The organism is Proteus columbae, assembly GCF_002777965.1.
GTDB classification, from domain to species: domain Bacteria; phylum Pseudomonadota; class Gammaproteobacteria; order Enterobacterales; family Enterobacteriaceae; genus Proteus; species Proteus columbae.
In genome coordinates this window covers 1-25,911 of record NZ_NGVR01000008.1, presented here as the reverse complement: position 1 = coordinate 25,911, position 25,911 = coordinate 1, and the positions used below count along the sequence as shown (strand labels likewise).

Sequence of the window (25,911 nt, the reverse complement as noted above, 5' to 3'; positions counted from 1 at the left end):
ATTTTTCCATATAAAATTAAATTTTAAATTGATACTAAAGTATTAATAGGCATCAAAAGTATAATGTGGCTTTTGTTTCCATTTGAATTCAACAGTTTGTTTTTTTTCATTCCAAATAGGCTCAGGAACTGGCATGGTAAAACTTATTTTTTGAATGGGCTTTAATGTTGAATTATTATTTAAATATTGATCGTTTATTGATGGTTTTTTCTCATTTAAACCAACTTTAAAAACTTGTCCAAGTCTTTTTTTTTCTTCTTGCACTTCCATTTCAAAACGAGATTGTTTTCCTAACATAAAAACCAAGTTATTATGAACTGCGTGACTATCAGGGGTGGAATTATCGGTGTGTGTTTCAATTAATTTAGTCTGAGTTACTTTATTAGTGGTACATCCAGAGCTTATAAATACAGAAAGTAATAAAAATAAAAAATAATACATAAATTGAATATCAATAAGAAATAGGAGTAAATAATTATTCCATAAAATTGATTCATCGACAAAATAAATTTGTCTATTTATATAAAAATAAAAAAATCCGCTCATAAAATGATTATGGGAAATTATTTAAGCTATAAACTGGTGAAAATTACAGAGCAAACAAACAACTTAACCAAAATAACAAGAATAAACGAAAATACACTCAACCGGAATATATAGTAACTAAGTACATTAAAACCTTGTCATATGGAAATAAAAAAGGACACCAATAAGATGCCCTTTAAATACAATTTGAAGAATTTAATTATATTTTTTTATAGTGTGATTTAACAAAAGAATCTAAATATATTTCTGTTTTATGATGAGCAAACTCTATTTTTTTATCATTTGGAATAAATAATGGTATTCCCTCACCTAATAAACTAGGTATTCTAGTTATTATGAGTTCATCAACAAAACCTTCATTAATAAAGCCTTGTACTGTTTTCCCACCATCAATATACACTCTATTATAACCATCATCTTTAAGTCTTTTTATTATATCACTAACATTTCCTGATAAAATATTTACATTGCTAGGTAATGAGTCTGGTAATTCTTTAATGGTATTACTTAATACAAAAACAGGCTGTACATAAGGCCACTCAATATCAAAATCCATTATTGTTTCAAAAGTTGTTCTTCCCATAACAATTACATCTATTTCACTAAGAAAGTTAGCAAAACCAAAGTCTAAATTTTCAGGGTTTTCAATACTAGTAAGCCAATCAATATTACCTTGCTTATCAGCAATATAACCATCTAAACTTGTTGCAATATAAACTACAATGTTCATTTTAATACTCATTCTTAGAGAAGGCATTTTATATTAACATTAAATAAATAGAATTGAAAACGGATAGAGGGCTAATAAAATAGAGAGGCAGTAAAAATTAATTATTTCTTATCTTTATATCAGATTTAATAAGAAAATATTTCGATATAAAAAGCATTTTTATCTTTTAATCAAAAAAAGCCTTATAAATTTAATTATTATAAGGCTTAACGTAACAGAATAAAACTTATTGACCTGCTGACATTTTTTTCATTTGCTCTAAAGAATCTAATGCTTGCTTACAAGTACTTTCCTGAACATCTTTAGGTAATGCTGCAAATTGTTCTTTAGCTTGAGCATATTGCGCTTTCATCGCTTCTGCTTGAGCTTTAGTTGCATCATTTTTTGCCATTAACTCAACATAAGAGTCAGTTTCTTTAAAATACTCTTCGCATGCTTTAGATAAATCAGCAGAAACAGCGATAGAAGAAATTGATAATAAACCCAATGCTAAAATAAGCTTTTTCATAAATATCCTTTAAGTATTTTTAACAGTTAGAAAGTAACTCTCATTATTTTTTAAGTCAGTATTATCTCAAAGAAGAATAAAATAGGGATAAGCATTATCTTAATTAAAAAAAACAAAACATAATCTAATAATGATTATTATAATAAGTATAATCAAAATATGATAATTGAATTTAGTTTATTATTTCCCATATTAGCTAACACATTGATTTATTCTTTTAAGCTTAATATGTTATTATTATCCAATAATGATTTTACTTTTATAGTAATACTACTATTTGTATGTTGATAATACTTGACACAATAAAATAATCTCCCTAATCAACGCAGGTATAAAAATGGCAATTGATAGAATCGACTGGCACGCTTATGGTGATTTTCCTGACGACCTTCCACCTGAAAATGGAGGTATACATATAGGATTTTATTTAACTTGGATTATTGAAAATAACTTAGAAAGTGATGATTTACAAGAAGATGCAATTGAAGAATTAGAAATGGTACGTAAAAGAAAAATGGATGGTCTTACATTTCTTATCCAAGTTTGTGACGAGAAGTTTATTAGTGATGATTTGAGTGATGAAGGATACGCATTTACACAATATTATTATGGATCAGAAAATAATAGCTATTTCGAAGATTTAGAGCGTGTTTTAGCCCAAGGGCTATCTTCTTCATATTATGTCGAAAATACATGGGATAATTATGAAAAAATTGCACCTGTAATTACAGATGCATATACAAAGTGGAAAAAAGAAATAAATAACTAAATTAATCCATTTCTAAACGTCATTTATACTCTGCATTATTAGCAATAAGTTATTTAAACAATAATTAACTTATTGCTCATTAAATTAACATTCTTAGGATCTAAAAATTATCTTATCTAGTTTATTAATTTTGACGTGATCTATATAAAAGAATCATACGTTATTCTTATATATAGTTGCTCCGTACTTAATAGGTTCTATTAGTCAGGGGGGCTCCCCCCATCAACGGAGGCATTTGATGTCTATAAAATGGGTTTTAATCCTATCTGGATTTATTATTGGTACTATTGCGTTATTTCTTGGTATTAACGGAAATCCACCTAATATGGGGGTTTGTGTAGCTTGCTTTATTCGTGATAGCGCAGGAAGTATGGGCTTACACCACACCGAAACGGTACAATATCTTCGCCCTGAAATATTCGGTTTTATTCTTGGCTCTTTTATTGCCGCACTTATCTTCAAAGAATTTCAATCAAAAGCAGGTTCTGCGCCTATTATTCGTTTTACGCTAGGCTTTCTAATGATGGCAGGTTGCTTAGTTTTTTTAGGTTGTCCATTAAGAATGGTACTTCGTATCGGCGCTGGTGATTTAAATGCTGTAATAGGATTAGTTGGATTAATAATAGGAATTGGTATAGGTAGTTTATTTATCAAAAAAGGATTTTCTCTCCCAAGAAATTATAGCCAATCTCCTATAGAAGGTTTTATTTTACCTATTATATGTATATTCCTATTTGCTTTATTCTTATGGAATAGTGATATATTCAATGCCAGTGTGAAAGGTCCTGGAGCAAGTCATGCGCCAGTGTGGATGTCTATCATCGCAGGGCTTATTATTGGTTTTATTATTCAACGCACAAGATTTTGCTTTATTGGAATGGCCAAACATGTATTTTTGTCGCGCAATTATAATATGGCGTTTGGTGTAATCGCATTAACACTCGTTGTTTTTTTGGGTAATCTCTATTTAGGTAAGTTTAATCTTGGTTTTGAAAATCAGCCAATAGCCCACAGCGATGGTCTATGGAATTTTCTCTCTATGGCGCTGGTAGGCTTATGTGGTGTACTCATTACAGGTTGTCCATTACGACAATTGGCTAATGCTGGTCAAGGTAACTCAGATGCTGCTGTAAGCGTCATGGGTATGTTAGTAGGGGCAGCATTTGCTCATAACTTCACTTATGCCTCAAGTCCTACTGGAGTTACCGATAATGGTAAGCTAGTTGTTATTATTGGTTTATTGTTTGCTGTCATTGTTGCTACTATTTATACCTATGCCGCAAATAAAGCAAAAAATAATGGAATTAGTAAAAATGGCGTATAACTATTTATTTCTTTTTCATGAGCAATACGCTGTAAAAAAACTTCAGCAACAACTCCAACAAGATAATTTTTCCGCAAAAATTATTGATGCTCCACGAAAAATATCATCAGAATGTGAGTTAGCCGTATCCATTTACTTTTCTGATGATGAAATTTATAAACAGTATATTAATGATAACGTTAGGGCTGTTTATAAAATAAATTCAAATCATTTTGATGTACTTTGGAAAGATGAGTTTTGACATAGTACATAACTAAATTACCATTTTAGAACCTAGGCAGTAAAAAGGCTACATCTAGTAGCCTTTTCTTTATAAGTACAACTATGTGGTTTATATAATTTTTTAATCAAAAATAAATTATCTTTCTAAAAACAAAAAACCATCCCTTTTTAGTTGGATGGTTTCTACACCTTTATGTATTTATAGAGTAATTACTTTTTATTACTTACTCTTCTTCCGGTGGGTTTTTGAGGATCTGATGAATTTCCTCTTTCAGTTTTAATTTTTGTTTTTTTAGCTCAACAACTTCTTCACCATACCCTCTTCTATCTTTATGTTCTAATCTCACAATTTTATGGTCAAGTTCGTTATGTTGTTCAAAAAGAGCACGAAAATGAGGATCAGTCTGACGAAGTTTTGAAATTAAATCACGATATTCTGGAAACATAAATAGCTACCTTCCTTATTAATTGTGAATTAAATACTCTTATAATATTTACTCAAACTGATTAATCTGTCATTGTCTTTATGTTAAAAACAAGACCAATATCAATTAATATTTTTAATTTTTAAAACAACTCAATATTTTTATATTATATGCTCTCAACATAGTTATAAAATTCAGTGTGTAAGAGCATATAAAATGTAAATCTACTTAATCTAAAAATTACAAAATAATGATAAATACTTATTCATTTATCTCTTCAAACCAAACATCTTCATATCCGTTTCTATCAATAATAAAATGATACCCTTCTGGTAGATAAAGATAATTTATTACTTCAGGTAGCAGTTCTTCCAAATTTTCTGTATGCAATGGCTGATAAAAGTCGTCCTTTGCACAATATTCCCCACAATAAAAAAACCAGCTTATATTGCCGCCGTCTAAGTGTTTTATGCGTGTACCATAAATAGGATTACCACTTAGGTTATCTAAAGCAATCGCTACCATTTCTTCTGGCTCTTTAGGTAAAACCCCATATCTTTCACATATTATTTTCTGTTGTTCAGAAATCAATAATTTATTGTTTTTATTCATGTTGTATCTTTAGTTTTACAAGAATCACTCAAGAAAAGAGTTTATTAGTCCTTGATTATAATTAACTTATCGTTATCTACCAAGTATTGATAAAAGAACGCAGGGATCTCTCTATTCACATAGCAAAGAGCAAAAAAACAAGTAAATCTACGAAACTCTGCATAACCAAATGGAATGAAAAAACGTCAATTTGCTTTAAAACTAGACGGCATAAAGCGTAACAGCACTTTTTACCAAAAAAAAAAAGCATTTATTGTTAATTTATAAAATGAAAATTCACTACATTTATACCGATCTCTAATAGTTTTTTATACCCATCTATTCGAGTCACTAAGCCCAATGCCGCCACATTGGGCTTTTTTATTAGCAATGGTCATTGATGTCATGTTCTCATTTCAACTAGCTTATGTCTCTTTAACTTTACTCAAATGTTTTTTTTAAAAAAATAAAGCCATTTGATTTTATGTAACTTAATCATTTTCAACTGGTACATTACATAGTCCTTTCATATTTCCTTTCACACTAATTTTTGTTCACTCTTATTAGTATTCATAATTATTGTCTTAAAGTTTAATGTACATAAACTATAATCGATTATTACTACTCAACTTTATAGTATAAATTGATGCCGACTCAATTCCCTTTTGTCGGCATTAATAACTATTTATTAGATGAAATCTCTTGCTCTTTTAATTTAGAAAGTGCTAATTCTTTCATCCAATCTGCAAGTAGTGGTGCTGTTTTTATTGAATCCAATAATGCACGCTCTTTTTTTGTTAAACGAATAACAATAACTTCTGTTTTCATTGTAGACATAATAATTTCCCATTTGTAAAAGAGAAAATATTGGCACAAAACAGTAACAGAACGGTCTGACTTACATGGTTTTACAAAATCATCATTTAAAGATGATTAGCAATACATTATCGATAGGATATTTGCGATATAGTTCGTTGTTTATTTTTAGGAAAAACATTAACATATTCACGATAAATTAGAAAATAGATAGGTATTATTCATGTTTCTAAACCCAAAAAGAGCCGTAAAAGCCAATGTAAGAAAAAGAAACTCAATTTTTCCTGGTTTGGGAACTACATACAGAATTAGTCTTTCTGATGATGGGCCATCACCACAAGAAATTCAAAAAATAGAATTTAATAAATTTGTAGATAAATCCGTTGATGAAGTCTCTACAATGATTGGTTGTTTTGAAAGATCAGAGAAAAAAAGTAAAAGCCCTAACTCTGATAAGCCTTTGCATTATGAAAATTTAGACAATAATTTTCTTAGGCTTACTGTATCATTCTTTCAAATTATTCAAGAAATTAGATATTCTGGTGATACAAGTCAGCACGCAAAGAATAGGATTACCACCTCATTATTTGGGATAACTCGTTGGTTAGATAATAAATATCCATCATGGAATAGTGAAAGAGCTGAAGTAGAAAGAAATGGTAAAGAAATTGAAAAACGAGTTAAAAAAGAATTTCTACAATTTATTGTCCTTGTCATTCTGCACGTACCGATAATGCACAAATTTTTATTTCTTACTGAATACCTATACTTATCTCTTTTATACGAAAAAAGGTCACCGAAGTGACCTTTATAAAAACGATAAATGATTTTCAATAAAACTAGTGGCAATTAGCTAGCTTTGCAGCCACTCAATACTGGTTTATCTTTTCCTTCAACTAAATCGGCATTATCCCCCTTAGTATAAAGCTTATAGGTATAATTTTTATTTATCGCCTCATAGTTTGCACCAGAAGCCATTTTCATAATCTTCATTGGTATCATTTCATCCATTTGATGAATGATTGCATAGCTATCCTTTGCTGTATTTACATAGATAACTTCCATCACTTTATTATTTTCACAAACATAAGAGATTTTGGTTATCTCATCAGCATTATCTGCCATAGCAAAACTAGAAGACAAAATACCTATAGCAAGAAAAATACTTTTAAATAAAAATTTCATATAATCTCCTAAATATCATTAAGTTAGTATTTATAGGTGCTTCTTTTACTCTTCTTTAATTTAAAAAAATCCATCTGAAACTCTAATGGGATTTATCCAATTTATAAAATTTAATATTAATCATTAGTTGTGTTTTGTTGGCCCCATACAACGACTATTATGACAACTAGCGAACCCTGCTATCGCTTTATTTGAATATATTCGAGTAAATTTTGGATCTGTCCAAACATTAGGTTGCACATATAACCTAAATCTTTTACCTGTTGTGTAGTAATAATGAGCTTGCTGAAAAAAGTGCTCATAAGAAGAAGCCCAACCCGACTTGTTAGATACTGCACAGGCGACAAATTCACCACCTTGATTCATGGCTTTAACACAAAAATACCGACCATCTTCAATTTTTCCTGAGCTAAAATCAGTTAACGTAACATTAGAATAATATTCAATATTATGACTTAATGTATCCGTGGCGAATGCCGTTGGTGTTAATAATAAAAAGGTAAAAAACAGATTACGTAATAACATACTGTTCCTTAAGAAAATAAAGATAAAAAGCCTCTAACCCAGAATAATATCTCTTATTATTTTTTATTCTTCGCTGTAAACAAAGCAACAGTACCTTGTACCTGTATAGAGATGTCATGGAATAAAGAAGAAAGCATTTCTTCCAAAGAGTCCACCGAATCGGAATAATTGCAAAAAATGCCTTTTTTGTTATAAATTGACATTAGTTTTTTACCAAAAGAATTATGTTTAACTCCCTTCCCTAAAATCGTTGCACCATACAAAATTCCCTTTTCTGTCAGTAGATAACTTATATTTTTTATTGCTTTCTTCTTATCATCCATCGTTCCAGGTAAACAATGTAATAAATAAAACAAAGAGATAGAATTATAAGATGCATTTAATTTATTAGAAAAAGGATGAAAAACATCATGCTGGAGGTAATTTATTAATTTATCATCAGGTATATATTTTCTAGCATGTTCCAAACTATGCAAGTTAAGATCGATCAGTGAGATTTCATTTATATAATTCAATGATTTTTTTAAATAAAATCCCGTTCCAACACCAATATCCATATGGCGATCACTAAGGTGATTTTTAAAATGTGGAATTAGATATTTATTCGTATCACAGTGCCACGCATAGCTATTAGAAATATTAAGCACCCACCAATCATATAGCTTCAATGACACGGGGGTATATACTTTGACTCCATCTTGTGTACTTAATGTCATACAATTACCCATCATAAAATGACTATTTTATTTTTTATTTATTGTATGAATAGTTGAAAATACCGAATAATAAATCAGGAAATATTTTTAAAACATTATCTACGAAATAAATGACTTACTTTATTTCTATTAATTTTAAAATAGATTTTTTATTGCCAGATATTATCAATAATAACAATAAGATATAATTTATCATTCTGTTTTTTCAAGTAAACTTCAGTAACAAACAGCAACCATCACTTACCTTTATAATCTAAATATGATTAAGTAATAACACTATTAACTAACTTGTGCTGGTGATAGTTATGTCTTGCAAACACAAGATCCCTATTGGAAAAAATGTGTTAGATGCCACTCAAGCACGAATTGAATGGTTGTTTGATACTTTTGAGCAAATCTCTCTCTCCTTTTCTGGAGGTAAAGATTCTACTGTTCTTTTTCATCTTATTGCTGCTGAAGCAAGAAAACGGCATCGAAAATTCAACGTCATGTTTCTTGACTGGGAAGTGCAATACTCCGCTACCATTAGCCATATCGCAAAAATGAAATTCTTGTATGAAGATTGTACGGAGCGATTTTACTGGATAGCATTGCCGATAACGACGGAAAGTGGAATTTCACAATATGAACCCACATGGACAGCGTGGGAACCTGGTAAAAAATGGGTAAGACAACCGCCTAAAGATGCCATTACTGATCCTGATTTTTTCCCTTTTTATCATCCGAATATGATTTTTGAAGACTTCACACCCGCATTCAATCAGTGGATCACAGGAAATCATCATAGTTCGGTCATTTTATTAGGAATTAGAGCCGATGAATCATTAAATCGCTTTATTGCTATCAATAATAACCAAAAACTACGTTATGCCGATGACATTCCATGGACAACGGCATCACCAGAAGGTTTTTATTATATGGCCTATCCTATTTATGACTGGCATGTAAAAGATATTTGGACATACATTTCACGTTTTAATCTACTCTATAATTCTATTTATGATCTAATGCACCAAGCTGGAGTTAGTTTAAGTCAAATGCGCATTTGTGAACCATTTGGCCCTGAACAACGTAAAGGATTGTGGTTATACCATGTTTTAGAACCTGAAACGTGGAGTCTCGCCTGTGAACGAGTAAGTGGCGCTGATGCAGGTATGTTATACACCCACCCTCGTAATAAATCAGGTTTTTTTGGGCAACGTAAAATTAGTAAACCCGTCCATCATACATGGAAATCTTACGCCCACTTTTTGCTAGCGAGCTTACCAGAACAAACCGCTGAGCATTACCGAAATAAAATCGCAGTTTATCTTCATTGGTATACTGAACGAAATTATCCAAATGGAATACCAGATGAACAAGACGGTGATACTAGCAGTAAACAAATCCCGTCTTGGCGACGGATCTGTAAAACTATTTTACGTAATGATTTTTGGTGTAGAACATTAGCATTTAGTCCTACCAAATCACACTGTTATGACCGATATTGCAAACGGATGCAGGAAAAACGTAAAAATTGGCAGTTGATTTAACAAGAGGTAAATATGACTATTGAAACCGTGTTTTCTTCGCTCACAGATTATCTGCTAAAACTAAATGATGAGCAAAAAGTCGAAGCTATCAACAAAATAAAACTATTTCTTCATCAAATTAGCCCGTTCAAAAATGAACCTATAGATTGTGTTCTTTGGATAAAGCAAAATCAAGTCGTAGCAAATGACTACAATCCTAATGTTATGTCTCCAACAGAAAAGAGATTACTCAAAACCTCATTGATAAAAGACGGTTATACTCAACCTGTTGTAGTATTATCTGTACAACAAAATAAAACTAAACAATTGCAATGGCAAATCGTTGATGGCTACCATCGTTATTTATTAAGTAAAGAAAACGCCTTAAAAAAACGAATTAATAATTATTTGCCAATCACTATCCTTGATGTTAAAAACCACACAATATCAGATCAAATAGCAACAACTATTCGTCATAATCGAGCAAGAGGACAACATCAAGTCGCAGCTATGTCAGATATAGTTAGAGATTTATCTCGATTGGGATGGAGCGATAAACGGATTGGTGATGAACTAGGCATGTCACAAGATGAAGTATTACGCTTAAAACAAATCTGTGGGTTAGCCGAATTATTTTCAGAGCGCCAGTTCTCAGAAGCCTGGACAGTAAAATAACAAATAATTGTTTTTTATATACAATAAACGGAAACTAATAAGCCACCATTAACTATTTATTTATTAAGGTATATCCACTCTTATTATACTCAAAATACCATGAATATATCTTTTTATAACTAGTTGATTACCACAATGCTTTTATTGGTTTTGATAACCCCCCCTTTAATTAGGGCTGTAAACATGATTTAGTGAGTATGCAAAACATTAGCGGGAGAGATGAGAATTAGTTCTAAGTTAAGGAATATGGTGTAAGACCATAAAAGACCTAATATTTCTCAGAAGTACTATGATAGATATGATTATTTAAGAGAAAAGCGGGAAACACTTGATATGTGGTTCGACAAACTATCACATCTACTTAATAAGTAATAATAAGCCTATTATAACTAAGTGAAATAGTTAGTTCCATTACCACCAGGTGGAGTGGCTACGCCTGTGAAGAAATGAACCCTCGTTCACATAGAAAATCAGCCCGTCGAAGCTCGCCAGCTATAACTGACTTCCTCGAAGGCTCATATCAAAGTGATTGGATTCGACGTTTGTGAATTGCTCTGTGAATGAGCGATGAAATGTGTATAAAAAAAGCCACCAGCGATTAACTGATGGCTATCCATATACGCCACTAAATAAATGACGTTTGTAGAATTAAATATATTGATGTCTTTCCATCGTCACGCCTTTTCTTCTACCTAACGTTGGCATTGCTAGTAATATCAAACATCACAATAAAAATGGGAATAATCAACGACTCTTACCTATCCTTTCAGGATATTGACACCCATTATTGCCTTGATTAAAAATAGTTAATAGTTGCAAACATAGTAACCACAGACCCGAGTAACAATAAGGAATAGACTATGACCGTTCAATCAAATAAGAACCCACAGATTGATATGGCTGAAGATAATGCATTTTTCCCTTCAGAATATTCGCTAAGTCAATATACCAATCCCGTTTCTGATCTTGATGGAGTGGACTATCCAAAACCGTATACTGGCAAGCAAAAAATTCTAGTGATTGCTGCTGACGAACGTTATTTACCAACAGACAATGGTAAATTATTTTCAACGGGTAACCATCCGATTGAAACCTTATTACCTTTGTACCATCTGCATGCTGCTGGTTTCGAATTCGAAGTCGCGACTATTTCGGGTTTGATGACAAAGTTCGAATACTGGGCTATGCCACGAAAAGATGAAAAAGTGATCTCATTTTTTGAACAACATAAATCTCAATTCCATAATCCAAAAAAATTGGCAGATATTGTCCAAAACCTAAATGCAAATAGTGAATATGCAGCAATATTTGTTCCCGGTGGTCATGGCGCTCTTATTGGCTTACCTGAAAGTAAAGATGTTGCTATCGCACTACAATGGGCAATCGAAAATGATCGCTTCGTTATCTCTCTTTGCCATGGTCCAGCCGCTTTTCTTGCGCTTCGCCATGGTAATAATCCGCTAAATGGATATTCGATTTGTGCATTCCCAGATTCAGTGGACAAACAAACACCAGATATAGGCTATATGCCAGGTCATCTAACTTGGTACTTCGGTGAAGAACTGAAAAAAATGGGAATGAATATCGTCAATGATGATATTACTGGCCGAGTACATAAAGATCGTAAGCTTTTAACCGGCGACAGCCCTTTTGCAGCTAATGCACTAGGTAAGCTTGCTGCACAAGAAATGCTAACAGCTTATGCGAATTAATGCCTAATACGTAACTTTACATATTAATTTAATTAGCCCTAGCACTCACTATGCAGGGCTTTTTTATTTCGCACACTCTTGTCTTACATAATCCTGCAATCCTCTAATTATTTTTTCTGATTCTGCAATTCGCTCTCTGAGTAACCAATAATTTCGGATAGCGGTGTCAGTAGGTCTGGCGGTGGTTGCATAAGCCAAGCTGGTGGAGGGAGTGGTTTCGCTTTTTGGGCACTCGGCTTTGATGTACACCCGCTCAGGATGACGTTCGCTAATATCACGCAAGCGACTAATTTCATTTTTAGCATTCGCTAACTCCTGCGTATATTGAATATCCAACTGATTTAATCGCATTATGCGTGCTTGATAATCAGTATTAATAGACTTCTGTTCTTCGAGAGCCACTGTTAGTTTTTTGTTGGTATCTATCAGTGAATTAATCCTGTTAGCTTGCCTGTTAATCACCCAATAGCCACCCACAATGATGCCTACCATCGCAATGACGGCATAGAGTTTCCCGTATTTCATGATTAGTACCGATGATATGAGAGTGCAATCTGACAGCGTTTTTCTAAACTAACGTGATCTTTAGTACATGTGTTATCAATCAAGAGATAAATACCACCAGCGACAGTGATGAATAATATGATGATAAAGCTGATAATGATGATTAAAGGTTTCCATGACATAGTGCTGACTCCGCCTCTCGACGACTGACAAGCCCTCGCCAAACCTTTCCACCCGCATAAACCCAACGTTTCATTTCTTCACAGGCGCCCGCTCTATCACCAGCGTTTAGTTTCTTGAGTAATGTTGAGTGAGAAAATGCGGTTGTACCTACATTAAAAGCAAAGGAATATAAAGCAGCTTTGGTGTAGTCATCGAGTGGTACTTTGATTAATGCATCGACTTGCTGTTGTGTCTTAATAAAATCGTTTTGTAATAACGCATCACATTCTTGTTGTGTGTATCTCTTACCTTGAATAATGTCTTTGCCTGTATGCCCATAACAAACTGTCAAAACACCTGCCACATCACGATAAGGCTCATAACGCACACCTTCAAAATGGGCTATCACTACTAGCGCAATTGCTGTTGCTCCCGCAGTTGTTAGCGCCGCTATTTTCTGTTTGAGAGACATTAAATATCCTTTGGTGCTTTCACCATTAATTCAGCAAGTCTTTTTAATGTTTCGGTTGGGTTTTGTGGATCAACATGACGAACAAGCTCTTCAAATAATTGAGTGCGTTTTCGTTGTTCTCTACGTGTCATAAAGTAAGTGGCTAACCCCAGAACCATGCTAAACGCCATCCCAATAACAAATCCCCATTCATATAATGAGAGGCTGGCAAAAAATGCCGTTAAGCCTGCGGTTCCGTAAGTAACATTGGTTAATTTTTCCATACGCATAGTCACCCCCAGAGGAGTGTCCGTTAATGATTAGTGTGAGAGAGTTAAAAGTGAAACGATAAAAATTAGGCAGGTATTGATACTTTAAGTGCTTTTAATAAACCTTCAGGCAACTGCTCTTCAAGTGACGCATTAGAAACAATCACAAGGCCGTACATGGATATCCATGTATTCGTTTGTTGTAAGTGTCCCTGAATAAATTGCTTCGCTTTCTCTAACAAATAAACACAGCTCTCTTGTGTATTTTTGCGCCAATAAGATTCAATCGCCACCAGCAATGGATCGCCTGCATCACTAATTTTTTGTGTGCCGATTCGATATTGCTTTTTACCAGCGGGAGATGTCGTGCAAATTAGTTGTGTAAGCTGTTGAGTTTCACCATCAGCCGTATGGATATTCGCCGTTAAAATGATGGAGGTATTCATTTCACTGTCTGTTTCTGAGGCGTAGTGAAGACTAAACTGTAATTCGCTTATCTCTTTTGACATAACATTTACCGATTTATTTTAGTTAATAAGGTGCCGACTCACAGCTCTTGTGTGAAAGGTATAAGTGGGTGTTGATTCTGTGGTCGGCGTAACCGAAAAGGCTACAAAGTAACCTTATTTAATTTAGGGTTGAATATATTAATGAGAATAATTATCATTACATATGTATCAAGTTGACAGGTTTGATACGAATTAGTACGACATGACTTACATTGCTTCTTGCGTTTATTTTATATGCCGATATGACTCCTAGCGTATCGGCATTTTTTTATTTTGTGTTAAGCAATTCTTTCATACTTATAGTTTAGATATTCTGCTCAGTGCCAAGTGCGGACATTGCAAATATCACGCTGTTTTAATCAATGGGGAGTATGTCATCTCGGGGCGCGGACTTTCGCGATAAGCCGCTCAAACCTGAAGCGTACAGCAGAAAGACTACTGCACGCTGGCATCGACCTTCGGGGAGCAACGTTCAAATCTAGCATCCCGAAATTAGGCCCTGCACTTTTAAATCATAAGGTCGCATATCTCTGCTGGTAACATCTTTCTTCCAAGTGAGCTCATTAAGCTAAACATGCCTCAAGAAGTAATACACCCGACTGTCTCAGCGGTCAATCTGACTAAAATTTTTAGTCCAAGTTATAACTGAAGTGACAAGCTGCGAGTAACTCGGTCGAGGCATAGACACCGTATCTTCCTCTCTGTCGTCCTGACTCCGAGATCAAGTGAAGGTTTTTACGAGCACGGGAGCTCAATACATAGAGGAGCTTGCTTGCGGCGACATGTCCATTCGCTTCATTGAAGTGCGGTACCATGCCCTCCAGTAAGCCAAAGGCGATGACGACATCGAACTCGGCGCCCTTGACACCATGGATGGTGGAGACTGTGATGCCGGTTCGCTCGCGAAAAACTTTTTTGAAGAATGATACTTGATTGATGTACGTCGCCCCTTCCTTCTGCAGCCGCTCTATTCGCGCTGCCGAACTGCTGAAAAATGCCTCTCGGTGGGTCAAGAGCGCAGGATGGATTTCCTGGGAGATATCGAGCCTCTTGAGCAGAGCGTTGAAGGCCTGGTCCAGGTAGCGGAGTCCGTTCGTTTCATCGATTGTAAGTGCGTTAATTTCCCGCAGCAAGATGCGCGGAGTCAATGTTTTGGTGTCAACGCCGAAACTATCGAGGTCTTTGATTACGTCGTTTGCCCAACGCATTCGCCTGACGAGCAGTCTGGGTGAGGAGTCCGTTAGTAAAACCTTGGAGACCTTGAACCAGAAATTATCGAAGTTGTTACTGAAAGGAACGAGACCTGGGCCATCAAATTGCTGGTCAGGCAACATCGCCACTAGTTTTCGTGTCGTAGATGCAAGCAAAACCCACTGTGGAGCGAGAACGCAGATGTTTTCGGGAGAGTAGCCGTTGGCGAGACTCGCACGAATCAACCTTACAATCTCATCATGTACATCGCTGCATGTTACGTTTTGATTGTAGGTCACCCTGCTGGGAAACTTAGCATGTTTCCCAGCGCCGTGGATTTTTGTTGCATGAACGCTGTAGTTCGAAAAGTAGCTGATAATTCGCTCACTGGAGCGATAGTTTAGGCTGAGCACAAATTCCTTAATCGAGATCCCGGCGCGGGTACGGAATTCATCCACTGGCATAGCGTAGCCACCCAGTGAGCCATAGATAGCTTGATTCGGATCGCCAACGATGAGTATTTTGGTCTGTCCGCTGCCTGCACGAAGTATGGACGTCACAATAGTGTACTGGATCTGTTTGGTGTCCTGATACTCATCCACAAGGATGTGGGAAAACACACGCGAGAGCATCACTGCGATTTGGGCCCTATCCCGCATCAAGCTGTAGGCATGCCAGAGGATAAGTTCGAAGTCGATCTGTCTGTTCGCTGAAAGCTCGTCGAAGTACGCCTTCAAAACCTCATGTATGATATGGTGTTTTCTCATGTCTACACAGCCAAGCTGATATCCCGTTTCAGTAACGTAGTAATCGCAATCCCAATGAGTGACACCTTTATACGGAGCGCATAGCCTCTCCAATAGGCGTTCACGATCATACGGGTCGATCACGCGGTAACCGTGAGCAAGTTCAGGGGAATAGATACCGTATGGCTTGAGTATCCACTCTAGACAGAACGCATGGATCGTACCAATCCATAGACCCGAAGTGTCGACTCCTAGGTCCTCAATGCGCTCTTGAATCTCATCTGCAGCGCGGTGGGTGTAGGTAATAGCTACAACGATCCGCTTGTCAGTACGACGAGATAGTTCGTAGGCAATTTTGTAGGTCAGGGTGCGGGTTTTACCGCTGCCAGGGCAAGCGATCAGAAAGATGCTTGATGGCTCGATCACTGCCGCCGCCTGCTCAGGATTGAGGTCTCTTGGATCCCAAGCGAACATCACTGCATCTCCGCTAAGAATGCATCAATAGCATCTCCCGGTAGCATGCGTCCGATTGCTATCCTTAGTTCAGCCAAGCCAATATCCCCTTGCGCAAAACGCTCAATTTCCAGAAGAAATGCCTGCTTCGCTGGCGAATTCAACACATCGGAACCGTATCGGTATTCGGCGCGATGTTGGAGAATTCTGGCTATAAGGGGGAGAGTAAATGTGCCATGTGCAAAATGAATGGCCTGCATGATGTATGCTGGGATCTGGACTTGGGGAGTAAGGTACTCAGCGAGCAAGAGAGCGAACCACCCCTTGCCCTCTTGCTTGGCCATCGTCAGCGTACGACGGCCCATTTGTCGCAGGTCTCGGGATTGGAGTTGCTGCTTTGCCTCGGCCCTGGTTCCCTCGTCCTTGTAGACTTTTGGAATGGTTTGGACAACGGCCTCATGGTTACCAGCTGCGATAAAGTCGACCTCAAAGGTGTGTTTGGCATAGAAGGTTACAATCCATGGATTTTCTGCAGTGAATTCAGTCAGATCGGCCTGCCGTTCTAAACCGGCTTTCTGGGATCCAGCGGCTTTGGCCTTTATCTTAGCCACACCTTCCGTATCAGTTGTCTGTACGGTGATATCAAAGAAGGCCTGGTCCAAATCAGTGATGATGGCGCATCGTTTCTTAATACGGAAGTTATGGAAGAGAACCGCAACATTCTTAAAACCTGTGCTGCGAATGTTGATGACACTGATGCCCAACTCGTCAACGCTTACTCCCAGTACTAGCTTAATTAGAATTGGTATCAGAATTTCCTCCACATCACCTTCGACGAGTATCACGCTTTTGGCGAAGAGCAGATTGCTACGCACCGCATCCAGGTAACGCTGGATACTGTTGATCTGAGCGGGCTCAAGACCTCTGGCAGGCTGATAGGCCTCGCAGAACGATCCATGACGGCCCAAGATGTTGGCATTGCTTACATTGCTGACTTCAGAGATGTGAGTGGAGTGAGTAGTGTAGATGATCTGCGCGTCACTGTATGTGATGCGATCGAATAGGGTTTTTTGAATGTGTGTATGGATGTGCGCTTCCGGCTCCTCGATCAGGAGGAAATTGGCTATGGCCAGCTTTTCGCGCTGGTACTTGAATTCCAGTAGTTTGAGCGTCAGATAGATAAGATTGGCTCCACCTAGGCTCAGCTCATGAATTGCACCTTCGTACCCTTCCTCTGATTCACCCACGAAAAGTCGGAGAGACTGGAAAAGCTTATCGGCTTCTTCGGGAAGATCGGATTTGATCGAGAGTGAGGCTGGCGAGTAGGTTTCACCTGCGGCGTCCTTGATAGTCTCTCGAATGTGATTGCGAACTGACTGGACGTCCTCTAGGCCTTCGATCGAGGTATTGAGTTCGCGGACCATCTCGGTGATTGGCTCCATCGTCGCTGGATTGATCTCTCCACTCTTGCTTTTAAGCAGGGTGAGTAAGGGGTTGGTACGGTTGTTGTGGAACTCAGAAACAACATCGCGCAAGGCCTGGATGAAAGTCAGCGATACCTCTTTCGTAACGGAAAGAAAGCCGGGTACTTTTGCCCCGATTTCTGGAAACTCCGTCTCTGGTGAGAAGTCACAAATATCAAAATCTCCAACGATGCTTTTATATACCACAGGATTGCCGAAGTCGGCCCAGCTCCGTCCTGTAAAAATCGTTTCGTAATCATCGATCGTGATTGCGTCACGGATCTCCGAGAGTTGTTCATCCTCAAACGTTCCCAAGGCTGCCAGCTTCAACCTGATTTCTTTTTTAGGCCGGAAGATCAGGTTATAGGTGGCCTTATGAATCGGCCCATCATCCACTGGAGCTGTTCCATGGAGGAAGAGTGCCTGAACGGATTCATCGGTGGTGATTTCCTCAAACTCCATGCTGATGATAATCCAGTGGCCCTGCCATTGGCCGAGTGAGCGGCTGAAATCAGACTCATCTAGGCGATAGGCAGCACGCACCATGGTGTCGTCAAGCAGGAGGCGGATAGCTCGCAGGATGTTAGATTTACCGGAGCCGTTTTCCCCAATAATGGTGTTTACTCCCTTGTGAAACCGCAGAGATGTGTTCTTGAAGTTCCTGTAGTTGACCAGGGTCAGTTTGGAAATATGCATGGTTCTCCAGCCTGCTGCTCCTTGAGCAACCTTAGTTTTTTGCTCACGATTTTAGCGCAACTGCTGTATAATTGCGAATGGCCACTTGGTTAAAGATAGCGTTGCATTGGCACGTTGAACTCACAGCTCATAGCGGACATTGCTGGCACATGGTATGTTAGTTTAATGAGGGCAGGTCATCTCTTTACATAAAACCCATGCCATTGAATTATTTTTTGTCTGTTATTGCGCTGATCCCCCTTATTGTGAACCTCTTATCACCATTGAAATATAGAGGGGATTTGAAATAAGGACCATCTTTAATTCTTGTTGATGTACTTATTAGATCCTCGATTGCTTTTTCGAGCCCTTTATCCGCAAATGCTATCGAGTCATCACCTATTGGATAGCCGGGCGTTGTAACTGTACACGGTATATTAGGGTGATTAACACAATCTAATAAGTATTTGTAAAACACACTTTTGGGGATGACTAATCCAAACTCGCGCCATGCATATTTTCTCCCCCAATAGTAATCATTTTGCACAGCGTAATTTACTCTTGAATCATTCTTGCCTTTGTTTTCATCATGCTTTTCTCTTGAAACTAATTTTGCACATTCGTAGCTAATATATTGATTAACTACAGAGGACTTCGATACACAAGATATATCTACCATTTTAACTCCACCTGCTTCGGTAAATCCTATGTTGTATCTTTCTCCAGGGATTAGCTCGTTCTCAAAGTTAGCTTCGAATTGATAGGTTGTATCTGTTGTTGCTGGCTGGAATGTGTGTAGATAACGACCATTACCTAAATCATGTTTCTGGTAGTTCGTAACAATCAGGTCGTGAATTGTTTTTAAATCTCTCGACTTCATCATTTGATCCATTTTATAAAAGTGTATCGGTAAGCTTACCCCAATATCATACATCTGTACGCAGTGAGACTGAAAATAAACCTATATAAGATGACATATATCAGTAATGTAATTGAGGGGTAGAGCATCTAGCTTTTCAGCAGGAATGAAATGTCCTAAGATTGATGAAATTTTTAACTCGAGCAAACGTTATGGCAAAAAAACTAGAGCAATGGAAAAATAGGCTTACCGTTGAGAAAATTGTAGAGGGCATGAATGCTGCATCATCTAATGCACGAAGGCTTCTGAACGATGCCTCTGCTTTATTTGATTTAGAACGCTATCCCTCTGCTACCGCTCTAGCAATCTTGGCTATAGAAGAAGCAGGAAAGGTATCAATACTTCGAGAGATGTCACTGTTGAAAGATGGCAAAGATATCAAACAGATTTGGCACAGGTATCGCTCACATACTGAAAAAAATATGATGTGGGTGTTTCTTGATGCAGTTAAAAAAGGCGCCAGGAATCTCAACGATTTTTCACCAATTTTCAGCGATGAATCAGAACATCCCTTTGTATTAGATCAATTAAAGCAAATATCATTTTATACGGATTGTCTTGGCAAGGCACATTGGTCGATACCAGACAATGTAATCGATAGAGATACAGCTATAAGCATCATAGAAGCCGCTAAACCTTTAGTATCGTCAAAATTACACACAGTCGAGGAAGTTGAACTCTGGGTGAAATACTTGGGACCTGTGTGGAAAACTGATGATGCTCTTAAGCGTGAGGCATTAAAAAGTTACTTCGATGCCATGTCCGCAAAAGGACTACTTTCAAATAAAACTGCCGTCTCAGCATTCTTAAGTATCTGAATCAATATTTCTTTAGGGATATTGCTGTTGGCGCTGCGAGAGACCTGAAATGGTTGAGCTGCTCCCCGTTGATCAACACGCAGCAATGTCGTTAACGTGACTGTTTGGCTACGAGATCAACTGCGAACTTCCGCTCTTCGCTCATTGCTGCCACTGGCTCTTTCCTAAAGCAGCTTTGTGCCTGAAGTAGCGTTACTAACTTTCTCTGTTGGAGAGTTTCTCAAGTATAGGATATTGTGAAAGAATTTCGATGATCCGTGAGACACATTCATCACTGGATAAACTATATGAGTCTAAAATAAGGTGTTCTCTGTTCCATGGTTCATAAGTCAAGTTTGTGACATCTTTCCAGTCAGGCAAGGTTAATCCCTCGACTTCAGACACTCTGGTTTCAACTCGTTTACGATGCTCAATTATATCGGAACATATGATCTCAATTTCTAAATAACCAGTTCTTGTGGATAAAGCTATTTCTCGATAGGCATCACGGGTTAACGCCAATGGATTCACTGAGTCAGCAATTACTGTCGCCCCTAATTGTAGATTCTCTCTGGCGAGTGTGTAAGCGACAAAATAACCAGCTGGCCCCATTTCGCGATCATCTTCATCGGCTTTGCGTATGGCTTGCTCAATCGTGTCGATTCGCAAGTAAAAAGCGTTTAACCGCTTTGCCAAAGCCTGAGCGATAGTACTTTTCCCGCTTCCCGGCAAACCACTGAAGATGATTAGCATAACTTGTCCTTTAAATAATGAAATCTAATAACATTGAAATATTTCGAACCCTAAATTGTTGGGTTTCGTGAAGCTATTATGACAAGCGGTATGACAAGAGTCGAAGAGTATTACTGCTTGTGTTAATACTTGACGTGTCCGCCTTCTCTCAGATCTAATTGTGTTCGACTCACAATCTTTGCAAACCCAAATTTGAATGAATGCTCTTACAAAAACAATTAAGGCTACACATTATGTGTAGCCTTAATCTTATTCACGTTATCTAACTCAATTAACTTTTATCTTTATTCTCTATCGCTATTGTTTGCCGTTTCTCTTCTTCCGGTAACTCATACTCAATAGCAATGGTCAGAAGTCCACTTGATAAATCGGCTTTTTCTATTTTAACATTTTTACCAAGGTCAAATTGCAATGTAAATTGCCCTTGAGATATGCCTCGGTGGATCCATTTATCATTATCTTCTTCTGATTTTTCTTCTTTTTTCCCTTCAATCAATAAACGACTTCCTTTTAATGAAACCGATAGGTCATTTTCTTGATATCCAGGCACACTTACTGTCAGTTCATAATGGTTATCATCAATCTGTTTCAGGTTATAAGTCTGTACAGGTGATGCAATGGGCTTACTGCCTGTTAACTGACTAAACAGGCGATCTATCTGATCAAAACGATTTGAAAGTAAGTTGTCAGATAATGTTGGGAATAATGAAAAAGGTTTAATGTTAGGCATATAACTCCTCCTTCAGTATTTAGTGAATTATGGGCGGTCTCTTATTTACCCAAAATATAAATATGAACGAACGAGAGTTTTTCAAGCCCTAAAACCTAAATTTTTTATCTTTAACCAATATAAGATTGTAGATAGCAAAAAACCCCGCCGAAGCGAGGTTTTGTATATTCAACTATTTAATGCTCAACTCATTTGAGCTGTCATCACACTTTTGCAAAAGATACATTTTGCACCGTGTGGGTTGTTCACTGTTACATCAAATTGTGATGTTCTATATTGTGAACCACTACAACAAGGGCATTTAAAATAGAGGCGAATAGTAATAGCGCCTTTAGAGAGCCACCACGTTGCCTGCTGCTGGGCCTTTCATACCATTTTCCATGGTGAATGAAACTTGTTGGCCTTCAGCTAATGTTTTGAAGCTATCACTTTGGATTGCAGAGAAATGTACGAATACATCTTTGCTGCCATCAGCTGGAGTAATAAAACCAAAACCTTTACCTTCATCGAACCATTTTACTGTACCAGTCATTGTATTAGACATAGAATTTCCTTTAATTTATTTAATTTGCCATAAGGCATATGCGGTTTGTTTTGTATTTTTACTTATGGGTATTAATTAGAAGGAATTCACAATGAAGAGGTATCGAGGATAACGCTAAACGGGAACAACTTTAAACTTACTAACATAAATAGGTCTGTACTTCCAAACCAGTGACGCTATTAAGCCATAGAAAAATTCAGATAGCAAACTTTATTTTTTAACTATAAATCAGCTTAAGTAGACCTATAAAAAATACAACCCCGTTATACTCACGAGGTTTTCAATAGGTAAGAAGCGTAATATCAAAACCATCATAAACACAATATATTCTGTTTTGTAATTACGCAAGACCATAAATGTGGTATTTCCTAATTATTTTATCCATATCTAATTTTACGTTATCAACCGATAGACACCCTTCAATAAAGCCTTCTGCTGTCTGCAATCGCTTAGCCACTTCGTTATGAGAAATACCAAGTTTTGAAGCCATTGAACGCAAAGGATAATTCTTCACATAATACATAATAACCAACTGAAACAAGTAACTATTATTTACCTTTAAATGTAATACCGCTTTATTGATTTTTAAGCCATCATCATCTGAACATTGCTCTCGGCTTCGTCTTGAACTTGGAATTAATCCTTTAAAACCTGCGGCAATTGATGAGTAATCGATACTATTTCCCTCATTAGCTGACCACGCTCCCCAACGCGATAAAACTTCCTGCATATCTCTCATACTAATACTCCCCATGCCGTACACACGTTAAACCAATGCCCCTATTCCTAATGAACGGTTTAAAAAAGAAAATAACAATTCGATTTGATTGCCGTAAGTGGCTTCCCACAATTTCGGATCACGATGCAATTCATCATGATGTTGACGACATAATGGAATAGTGAATAAGTCATGAGCTTTCGTTCCCATGCCTCCCATACCATGGCCGATGATATGATGTGGATCATCAGCTTGTTGTCCGCAAACACAACATGGCTGTGTTTTTACCCATTGAAGCCATTGGGAATTCTCCCAACGGTGCATTTTAGGTTTAAGAAGAAATGAGGCTGGAGGTTCAGGATCGACAGTCACATTAATAACGGGTTTTATAGCATCTAAACGCGCATTCATTGCTGATAGTGCTGTCACTTCATTTGGAACAATATCAGCTTCAGGAAAACCGCCATGCACCCTGCGCTCTTTAGTTTTATCAGGCCAATTTAAGATACGGCGCAATATAGCATCAGGTAATTTATCAACCAGTTTATGCATCACAGCAAAAGCAAAAAAATCAGGTATCGTCAGCGAATGGCTATCATCTAATCTCAAACGACTGCGAATAGTGTCTATCATCCAAGCAATACGATTTTTATACGCTAATTCAGCAACCCACCTCGCCGGTGAATTGCGAATATGATTATCATGGTACCAACAAGTCCGTATCACACCGTCTTTATGCCATGTGGTTGTTAATTCATGATGATGATAACTGTCATGCTCATCGTTGATCTGGCAGCAATGGATATTTCTGCATACCCACATATTCATCGATGCCAGCTCGCCCATAGCTTGGATCACTTTTTCATTATTCAAAAAGCCAATAATGTCCTTGTTATTTAATAATGGTTGTTCATTCCCTGTTAATGCACCAGAAGGCCATTTATCTAAACTTTTTGGCACATCACTAATAATCACGCGAGAATGTTGTTTAAGTTGCTCAATTAACTCCTTTTCAGGCTTCAATAAAACAACACCAAGATCAGGCTGAATATAGGGTGTTAATAATAATTTCATGCACTCACCTGTTTATTCAGCATCACCATACGGATCAATTCATCCGTTTTACTTTCAAAGAAATGGGGTTGAGTCTCACGAGGATTATTAGGGCTGGTCATGTTCTTCCCAAACTGGCAGCCCCGCGCAGTCACTGACCAGAACTCTTTCATTTTGTTAGCAGTTTTCGTACTTGGGCGTGATAAACGTTCAACAATGCCGAGATCGGCCAACCGTTTATAAGCTTGTTGGGCTGAAATAGGTAATTGATGTTTTCTAATCAGTGTTGATAAAGCTACTGTTGGACGACTTGAACCATCCATTGATCCGCTTGGCGCATCAATCGCATACACAGGGACTAATTCGGGTAAGCCTGCCATGGCTTGTAATTTTTGATATGCCCCTAATTTCGAAGAGTTTGAGAAATTCAGGCTTTTAGCCATCGATTCAAGCAATATGACTCCAGCTTGAACTTTATCGGCTAACTTTTCGCCGTGTTGCTGTGTTATCAATGCATCAAAAGTACGGATCACTTTTAAATGAAATGATGGGCTTATCCACATTGCATAGGCATACACTAATTCTTTGCAAACATATGTTCCTTGGTTAAGCCCACCAACAATGGTCACTATGGGAACCGCTCCTGTGATCTCAGGAGCGGTTGAAATTTCATCAACCAACTCTTTAGTTTGAGTTAAAGCACTCCAATTCGATGGTTGATGCCGTTTTTCACCACCTGAGACTCGATGAAGATCATTTAAACAATAACGCCCTGCGGTATCTCGACGAATTTGAACACCATCAATAACAATTAGTCCATTCATGTTATTTTTCTCCACTCTCGTTTATAGCAAAACTTCCTGAGCAACTTGTTCCGCGACTTGTTGCCAAATACCTCGCCACGCAGCTAAACCTGCAACCTCATTCATTCTGCCTAGACCATTTTTCTTTGCCTGAATAGCCGCTAATTCTTGGATTTTATTTTTAGGTTTCCAACCCGTACCCCAGATGAGCCGGAATGTTTCATCACGCTCTACGGAGTCGATGGTGATTTTTTTCTTACCCGCCAAACGTAAGGTTAAATCATCCCATTGAGCCCTGAGTGTACGAGGACACTGAACATTCTTTTTCCAAAAATCATCTTGTGTAATTCGTTTATAGAACTGGCAAATTTCTTTGTGAGTATGCCCATCAATCGTTGTCATTAAGCGAATATCATTAGCCCAATCAGTGAAATTTGGCTCTTTAGGCGTTTTTAATCCCATCTCTTGAAACACTTCGCATTTACGGCTGAATAGCCATTTAGCGCACTTCAAATCGTCAGAGGAGCCCCATTTTTGAAAATTGGCACTGTAAATCACAGCTTCAGGATAACGAGTTAAAAAATCATTTTTGGGCTGGTCGCTGGATTCGCCAGAATTCTGCGACGAAGAATAATTTATTAATGGATCATATTTTGAAGTTACTGATGGATCGCCCTCAGGAGCTGGCGGTTCAAAATCCCTATTTTTGCTCGATTCTGAAGGAACAGAATTTGATGCAACAAATTTTGATGGGTCAAAACCTGATGCATCAAGTTTTGACACGTCAGATTTTGTTGGTTGAGAAAGCGCTTTCTTTGCTGATTGGTATAGTTTCTCTACATTCAGCTGGTAAATATTGCTTGCGTTACGATTGCCTTTTCTGCGCTTTTCGCTGGTTAACCACCCTTCTTTTTCT

Annotated in this window: 33 protein-coding genes; 8 read left to right on the top strand and 25 right to left on the bottom strand. The window is 37.3% G+C overall.

The features are described 5' to 3' along the window. Positions 1-42 precede the first annotated feature (42 nt). The 3 genes from CBE70_RS02400 to CBE70_RS02390 form a co-directional block, all read right to left on the bottom strand. Entirely contained in the window at positions 43-546 is a 504-nt protein-coding gene (locus tag CBE70_RS02400; RefSeq protein ID WP_157925988.1) for a hypothetical protein, read from the bottom strand. Between the two features lie 199 nt (positions 547-745). Continuing rightward, on the bottom strand, positions 746-1,276 hold the full coding sequence (locus CBE70_RS02395; protein WP_100158062.1) for a dihydrofolate reductase family protein: 531 nt from the start codon (positions 1,274-1,276) through the stop codon (positions 746-748). A gap of 226 nt (positions 1,277-1,502) precedes the next feature. Next, the gene (locus CBE70_RS02390) at positions 1,503-1,784 is read right to left on the bottom strand and encodes a DUF5339 domain-containing protein (RefSeq protein ID WP_100158061.1); all 282 of its coding nucleotides are present in this window, start codon (positions 1,782-1,784) and stop codon (positions 1,503-1,505) included. 337 nt (positions 1,785-2,121) lie between these two features. Between CBE70_RS02390 and CBE70_RS02385 the strand changes: the two genes are divergently transcribed. The 3 genes from CBE70_RS02385 to CBE70_RS02375 all read left to right on the top strand — a co-directional run bounded on the left by CBE70_RS02385 (position 2,122) and on the right by CBE70_RS02375 (position 4,118). Beyond that, on the top strand, positions 2,122-2,553 hold the full coding sequence (locus CBE70_RS02385) for a DUF7832 domain-containing protein (protein ID WP_100158060.1): 432 nt from the start codon (positions 2,122-2,124) through the stop codon (positions 2,551-2,553). A gap of 238 nt (positions 2,554-2,791) precedes the next feature. Next, positions 2,792-3,877, top strand: coding sequence for a YedE family putative selenium transporter (gene yedE / locus CBE70_RS02380; protein ID WP_232797334.1), 1,086 nt, complete (start codon positions 2,792-2,794; stop codon positions 3,875-3,877). Then, positions 3,852-4,118, top strand: coding sequence for a putative Se/S carrier-like protein (locus CBE70_RS02375; protein WP_157925987.1), 267 nt, complete (start codon positions 3,852-3,854; stop codon positions 4,116-4,118). Before yedE ends, CBE70_RS02375 begins: the two co-directional genes overlap by 26 nt. Before the next feature lie 205 nt (positions 4,119-4,323). On the opposite strand, the gene CBE70_RS02370 is transcribed toward CBE70_RS02375, so the two are convergent. The 3 genes from CBE70_RS02370 to CBE70_RS18330 form a co-directional block, all read right to left on the bottom strand. After that, on the bottom strand, positions 4,324-4,545 hold the full coding sequence (locus tag CBE70_RS02370; protein ID WP_075672624.1) for a DUF465 domain-containing protein: 222 nt from the start codon (positions 4,543-4,545) through the stop codon (positions 4,324-4,326). Between the two features lie 240 nt (positions 4,546-4,785). Continuing rightward, positions 4,786-5,136: an immunity protein Imm33 domain-containing protein gene (locus tag CBE70_RS02365; RefSeq protein ID WP_100158057.1), complete on the bottom strand. Its 351-nt coding sequence runs from the start codon at positions 5,134-5,136 to the stop codon at positions 4,786-4,788. 660 nt (positions 5,137-5,796) lie between these two features. Then, on the bottom strand, positions 5,797-5,952 hold the full coding sequence (locus CBE70_RS18330; protein WP_196568759.1) for a hypothetical protein: 156 nt from the start codon (positions 5,950-5,952) through the stop codon (positions 5,797-5,799). Positions 5,953-6,154: 202 nt separating this feature from the next. On the opposite strand from CBE70_RS18330, the gene CBE70_RS02360 reads away from it, so the two are divergent. Beyond that, the gene (locus CBE70_RS02360; protein WP_100158056.1) at positions 6,155-6,736 is read left to right on the top strand and encodes a hypothetical protein; all 582 of its coding nucleotides are present in this window, start codon (positions 6,155-6,157) and stop codon (positions 6,734-6,736) included. A 44-nt stretch (positions 6,737-6,780) separates the two neighbouring features. Here CBE70_RS02360 and CBE70_RS02355 read toward each other — a convergent pair whose 3' ends face one another. From CBE70_RS02355 to CBE70_RS02345, 3 genes are all read right to left on the bottom strand, one after another. Next, positions 6,781-7,116 carry a c-type lysozyme inhibitor gene (locus CBE70_RS02355; RefSeq protein WP_100158055.1) on the bottom strand — a complete coding sequence of 112 codons (336 nt, stop codon included), beginning with the start codon at positions 7,114-7,116 and terminating at the stop codon, positions 6,781-6,783. A 123-nt stretch (positions 7,117-7,239) separates the two neighbouring features. Further along, positions 7,240-7,641, bottom strand: a complete 402-nt coding sequence (locus tag CBE70_RS02350) for a subtilase family AB5 toxin binding subunit (RefSeq protein ID WP_100158054.1) — start codon at positions 7,639-7,641, stop codon at positions 7,240-7,242. A gap of 56 nt (positions 7,642-7,697) precedes the next feature. Further along, on the bottom strand, positions 7,698-8,357 hold the full coding sequence (locus CBE70_RS02345) for a class I SAM-dependent methyltransferase (RefSeq protein WP_100158053.1): 660 nt from the start codon (positions 8,355-8,357) through the stop codon (positions 7,698-7,700). Positions 8,358-8,662: 305 nt separating this feature from the next. Here CBE70_RS02345 and CBE70_RS02340 point away from each other — a divergent pair, with 305 nt between their 5' ends. The 3 genes from CBE70_RS02340 to hchA all read left to right on the top strand — a co-directional run bounded on the left by CBE70_RS02340 (position 8,663) and on the right by hchA (position 12,255). Continuing rightward, positions 8,663-9,889 (top strand): phosphoadenosine phosphosulfate reductase, encoded by a 1,227-nt coding sequence (locus CBE70_RS02340; RefSeq protein WP_100158052.1) that lies wholly within the window; start codon positions 8,663-8,665, stop codon positions 9,887-9,889. Positions 9,890-9,901: 12 nt separating this feature from the next. Next, the gene (locus tag CBE70_RS02335) at positions 9,902-10,543 is read left to right on the top strand and encodes an IbrB-like domain-containing protein (protein ID WP_100158051.1); all 642 of its coding nucleotides are present in this window, start codon (positions 9,902-9,904) and stop codon (positions 10,541-10,543) included. Positions 10,544-11,403: 860 nt separating this feature from the next. Further along, positions 11,404-12,255 (top strand): glyoxalase III HchA, encoded by an 852-nt coding sequence (gene hchA / locus CBE70_RS02325; RefSeq protein ID WP_100158050.1) that lies wholly within the window; start codon positions 11,404-11,406, stop codon positions 12,253-12,255. A gap of 63 nt (positions 12,256-12,318) precedes the next feature. On the opposite strand, the gene CBE70_RS02320 is transcribed toward hchA, so the two are convergent. The 8 genes from CBE70_RS02320 to CBE70_RS02290 all read right to left on the bottom strand — a co-directional run bounded on the left by CBE70_RS02320 (position 12,319) and on the right by CBE70_RS02290 (position 19,558). Beyond that, positions 12,319-12,780: a lysis protein gene (locus CBE70_RS02320; protein WP_100158049.1), complete on the bottom strand. Its 462-nt coding sequence runs from the start codon at positions 12,778-12,780 to the stop codon at positions 12,319-12,321. A gap of 2 nt (positions 12,781-12,782) precedes the next feature. After that, complete coding sequence (locus tag CBE70_RS18325) at positions 12,783-12,941, bottom strand: hypothetical protein (protein WP_198585680.1); 159 nt, start codon at positions 12,939-12,941, stop codon at positions 12,783-12,785. Next, a complete protein-coding gene (locus CBE70_RS02315; RefSeq protein WP_100158048.1) occupies positions 12,923-13,393 on the bottom strand; it encodes a lysozyme in 471 nt (156 codons plus the stop codon). The genes CBE70_RS18325 and CBE70_RS02315 overlap by 19 nt, the downstream gene beginning before the upstream one ends. After that, entirely contained in the window at positions 13,393-13,662 is a 270-nt protein-coding gene (locus tag CBE70_RS02310) for a phage holin family protein (RefSeq protein ID WP_046334538.1), read from the bottom strand. The genes CBE70_RS02315 and CBE70_RS02310 overlap by 1 nt, the downstream gene beginning before the upstream one ends. Before the next feature lie 65 nt (positions 13,663-13,727). Next, the gene (locus tag CBE70_RS02305) at positions 13,728-14,150 is read right to left on the bottom strand and encodes a hypothetical protein (RefSeq protein ID WP_100158047.1); all 423 of its coding nucleotides are present in this window, start codon (positions 14,148-14,150) and stop codon (positions 13,728-13,730) included. A gap of 629 nt (positions 14,151-14,779) precedes the next feature. Further along, complete coding sequence (locus tag CBE70_RS02300) at positions 14,780-16,561, bottom strand: UvrD-helicase domain-containing protein (RefSeq protein ID WP_100158046.1); 1,782 nt, start codon at positions 16,559-16,561, stop codon at positions 14,780-14,782. Further along, positions 16,561-18,699, bottom strand: coding sequence for an AAA family ATPase (locus CBE70_RS02295; protein WP_100158045.1), 2,139 nt, complete (start codon positions 18,697-18,699; stop codon positions 16,561-16,563). Before CBE70_RS02295 ends, CBE70_RS02300 begins: the two co-directional genes overlap by 1 nt. Positions 18,700-18,907: 208 nt before the next feature. After that, positions 18,908-19,558 (bottom strand): hypothetical protein, encoded by a 651-nt coding sequence (locus CBE70_RS02290; protein ID WP_100158044.1) that lies wholly within the window; start codon positions 19,556-19,558, stop codon positions 18,908-18,910. Between the two features lie 191 nt (positions 19,559-19,749). On the opposite strand from CBE70_RS02290, the gene CBE70_RS02285 reads away from it, so the two are divergent. Next, the gene (locus CBE70_RS02285; protein WP_198585679.1) at positions 19,750-20,415 is read left to right on the top strand and encodes an AbiV family abortive infection protein; all 666 of its coding nucleotides are present in this window, start codon (positions 19,750-19,752) and stop codon (positions 20,413-20,415) included. 195 nt (positions 20,416-20,610) lie between these two features. Here the strand turns inward: CBE70_RS02285 and CBE70_RS02280 are convergent, their stop codons facing one another. From CBE70_RS02280 to CBE70_RS18445, 8 genes are all read right to left on the bottom strand, one after another. Next, entirely contained in the window at positions 20,611-21,147 is a 537-nt protein-coding gene (locus CBE70_RS02280) for an AAA family ATPase (protein ID WP_100158043.1), read from the bottom strand. A gap of 271 nt (positions 21,148-21,418) precedes the next feature. After that, complete coding sequence (locus tag CBE70_RS02275; protein WP_072070436.1) at positions 21,419-21,877, bottom strand: Hsp20 family protein; 459 nt, start codon at positions 21,875-21,877, stop codon at positions 21,419-21,421. A gap of 183 nt (positions 21,878-22,060) precedes the next feature. Next, complete coding sequence (ymcF, locus tag CBE70_RS18730) at positions 22,061-22,201, bottom strand: cold shock small protein YmcF (protein WP_418312483.1); 141 nt, start codon at positions 22,199-22,201, stop codon at positions 22,061-22,063. Between the two features lie 7 nt (positions 22,202-22,208). Then, positions 22,209-22,421, bottom strand: coding sequence for a transcription antiterminator/RNA stability regulator CspE (cspE, locus tag CBE70_RS02270; RefSeq protein WP_004244726.1), 213 nt, complete (start codon positions 22,419-22,421; stop codon positions 22,209-22,211). Between the two features lie 340 nt (positions 22,422-22,761). Next, complete coding sequence (locus CBE70_RS02265; protein WP_100158042.1) at positions 22,762-23,160, bottom strand: antiterminator Q family protein; 399 nt, start codon at positions 23,158-23,160, stop codon at positions 22,762-22,764. 27 nt (positions 23,161-23,187) lie between these two features. Beyond that, complete coding sequence (locus CBE70_RS02260; RefSeq protein ID WP_100158041.1) at positions 23,188-24,213, bottom strand: DUF968 domain-containing protein; 1,026 nt, start codon at positions 24,211-24,213, stop codon at positions 23,188-23,190. Beyond that, positions 24,210-25,016, bottom strand: coding sequence for a KilA-N domain-containing protein (locus CBE70_RS02255; protein WP_100158040.1), 807 nt, complete (start codon positions 25,014-25,016; stop codon positions 24,210-24,212). Before CBE70_RS02255 ends, CBE70_RS02260 begins: the two co-directional genes overlap by 4 nt. A gap of 21 nt (positions 25,017-25,037) precedes the next feature. Next, positions 25,038-25,911 (bottom strand): replication protein (locus tag CBE70_RS18445; RefSeq protein ID WP_232797333.1); only part of this gene is annotated, 874 nt, incomplete at its 5' end.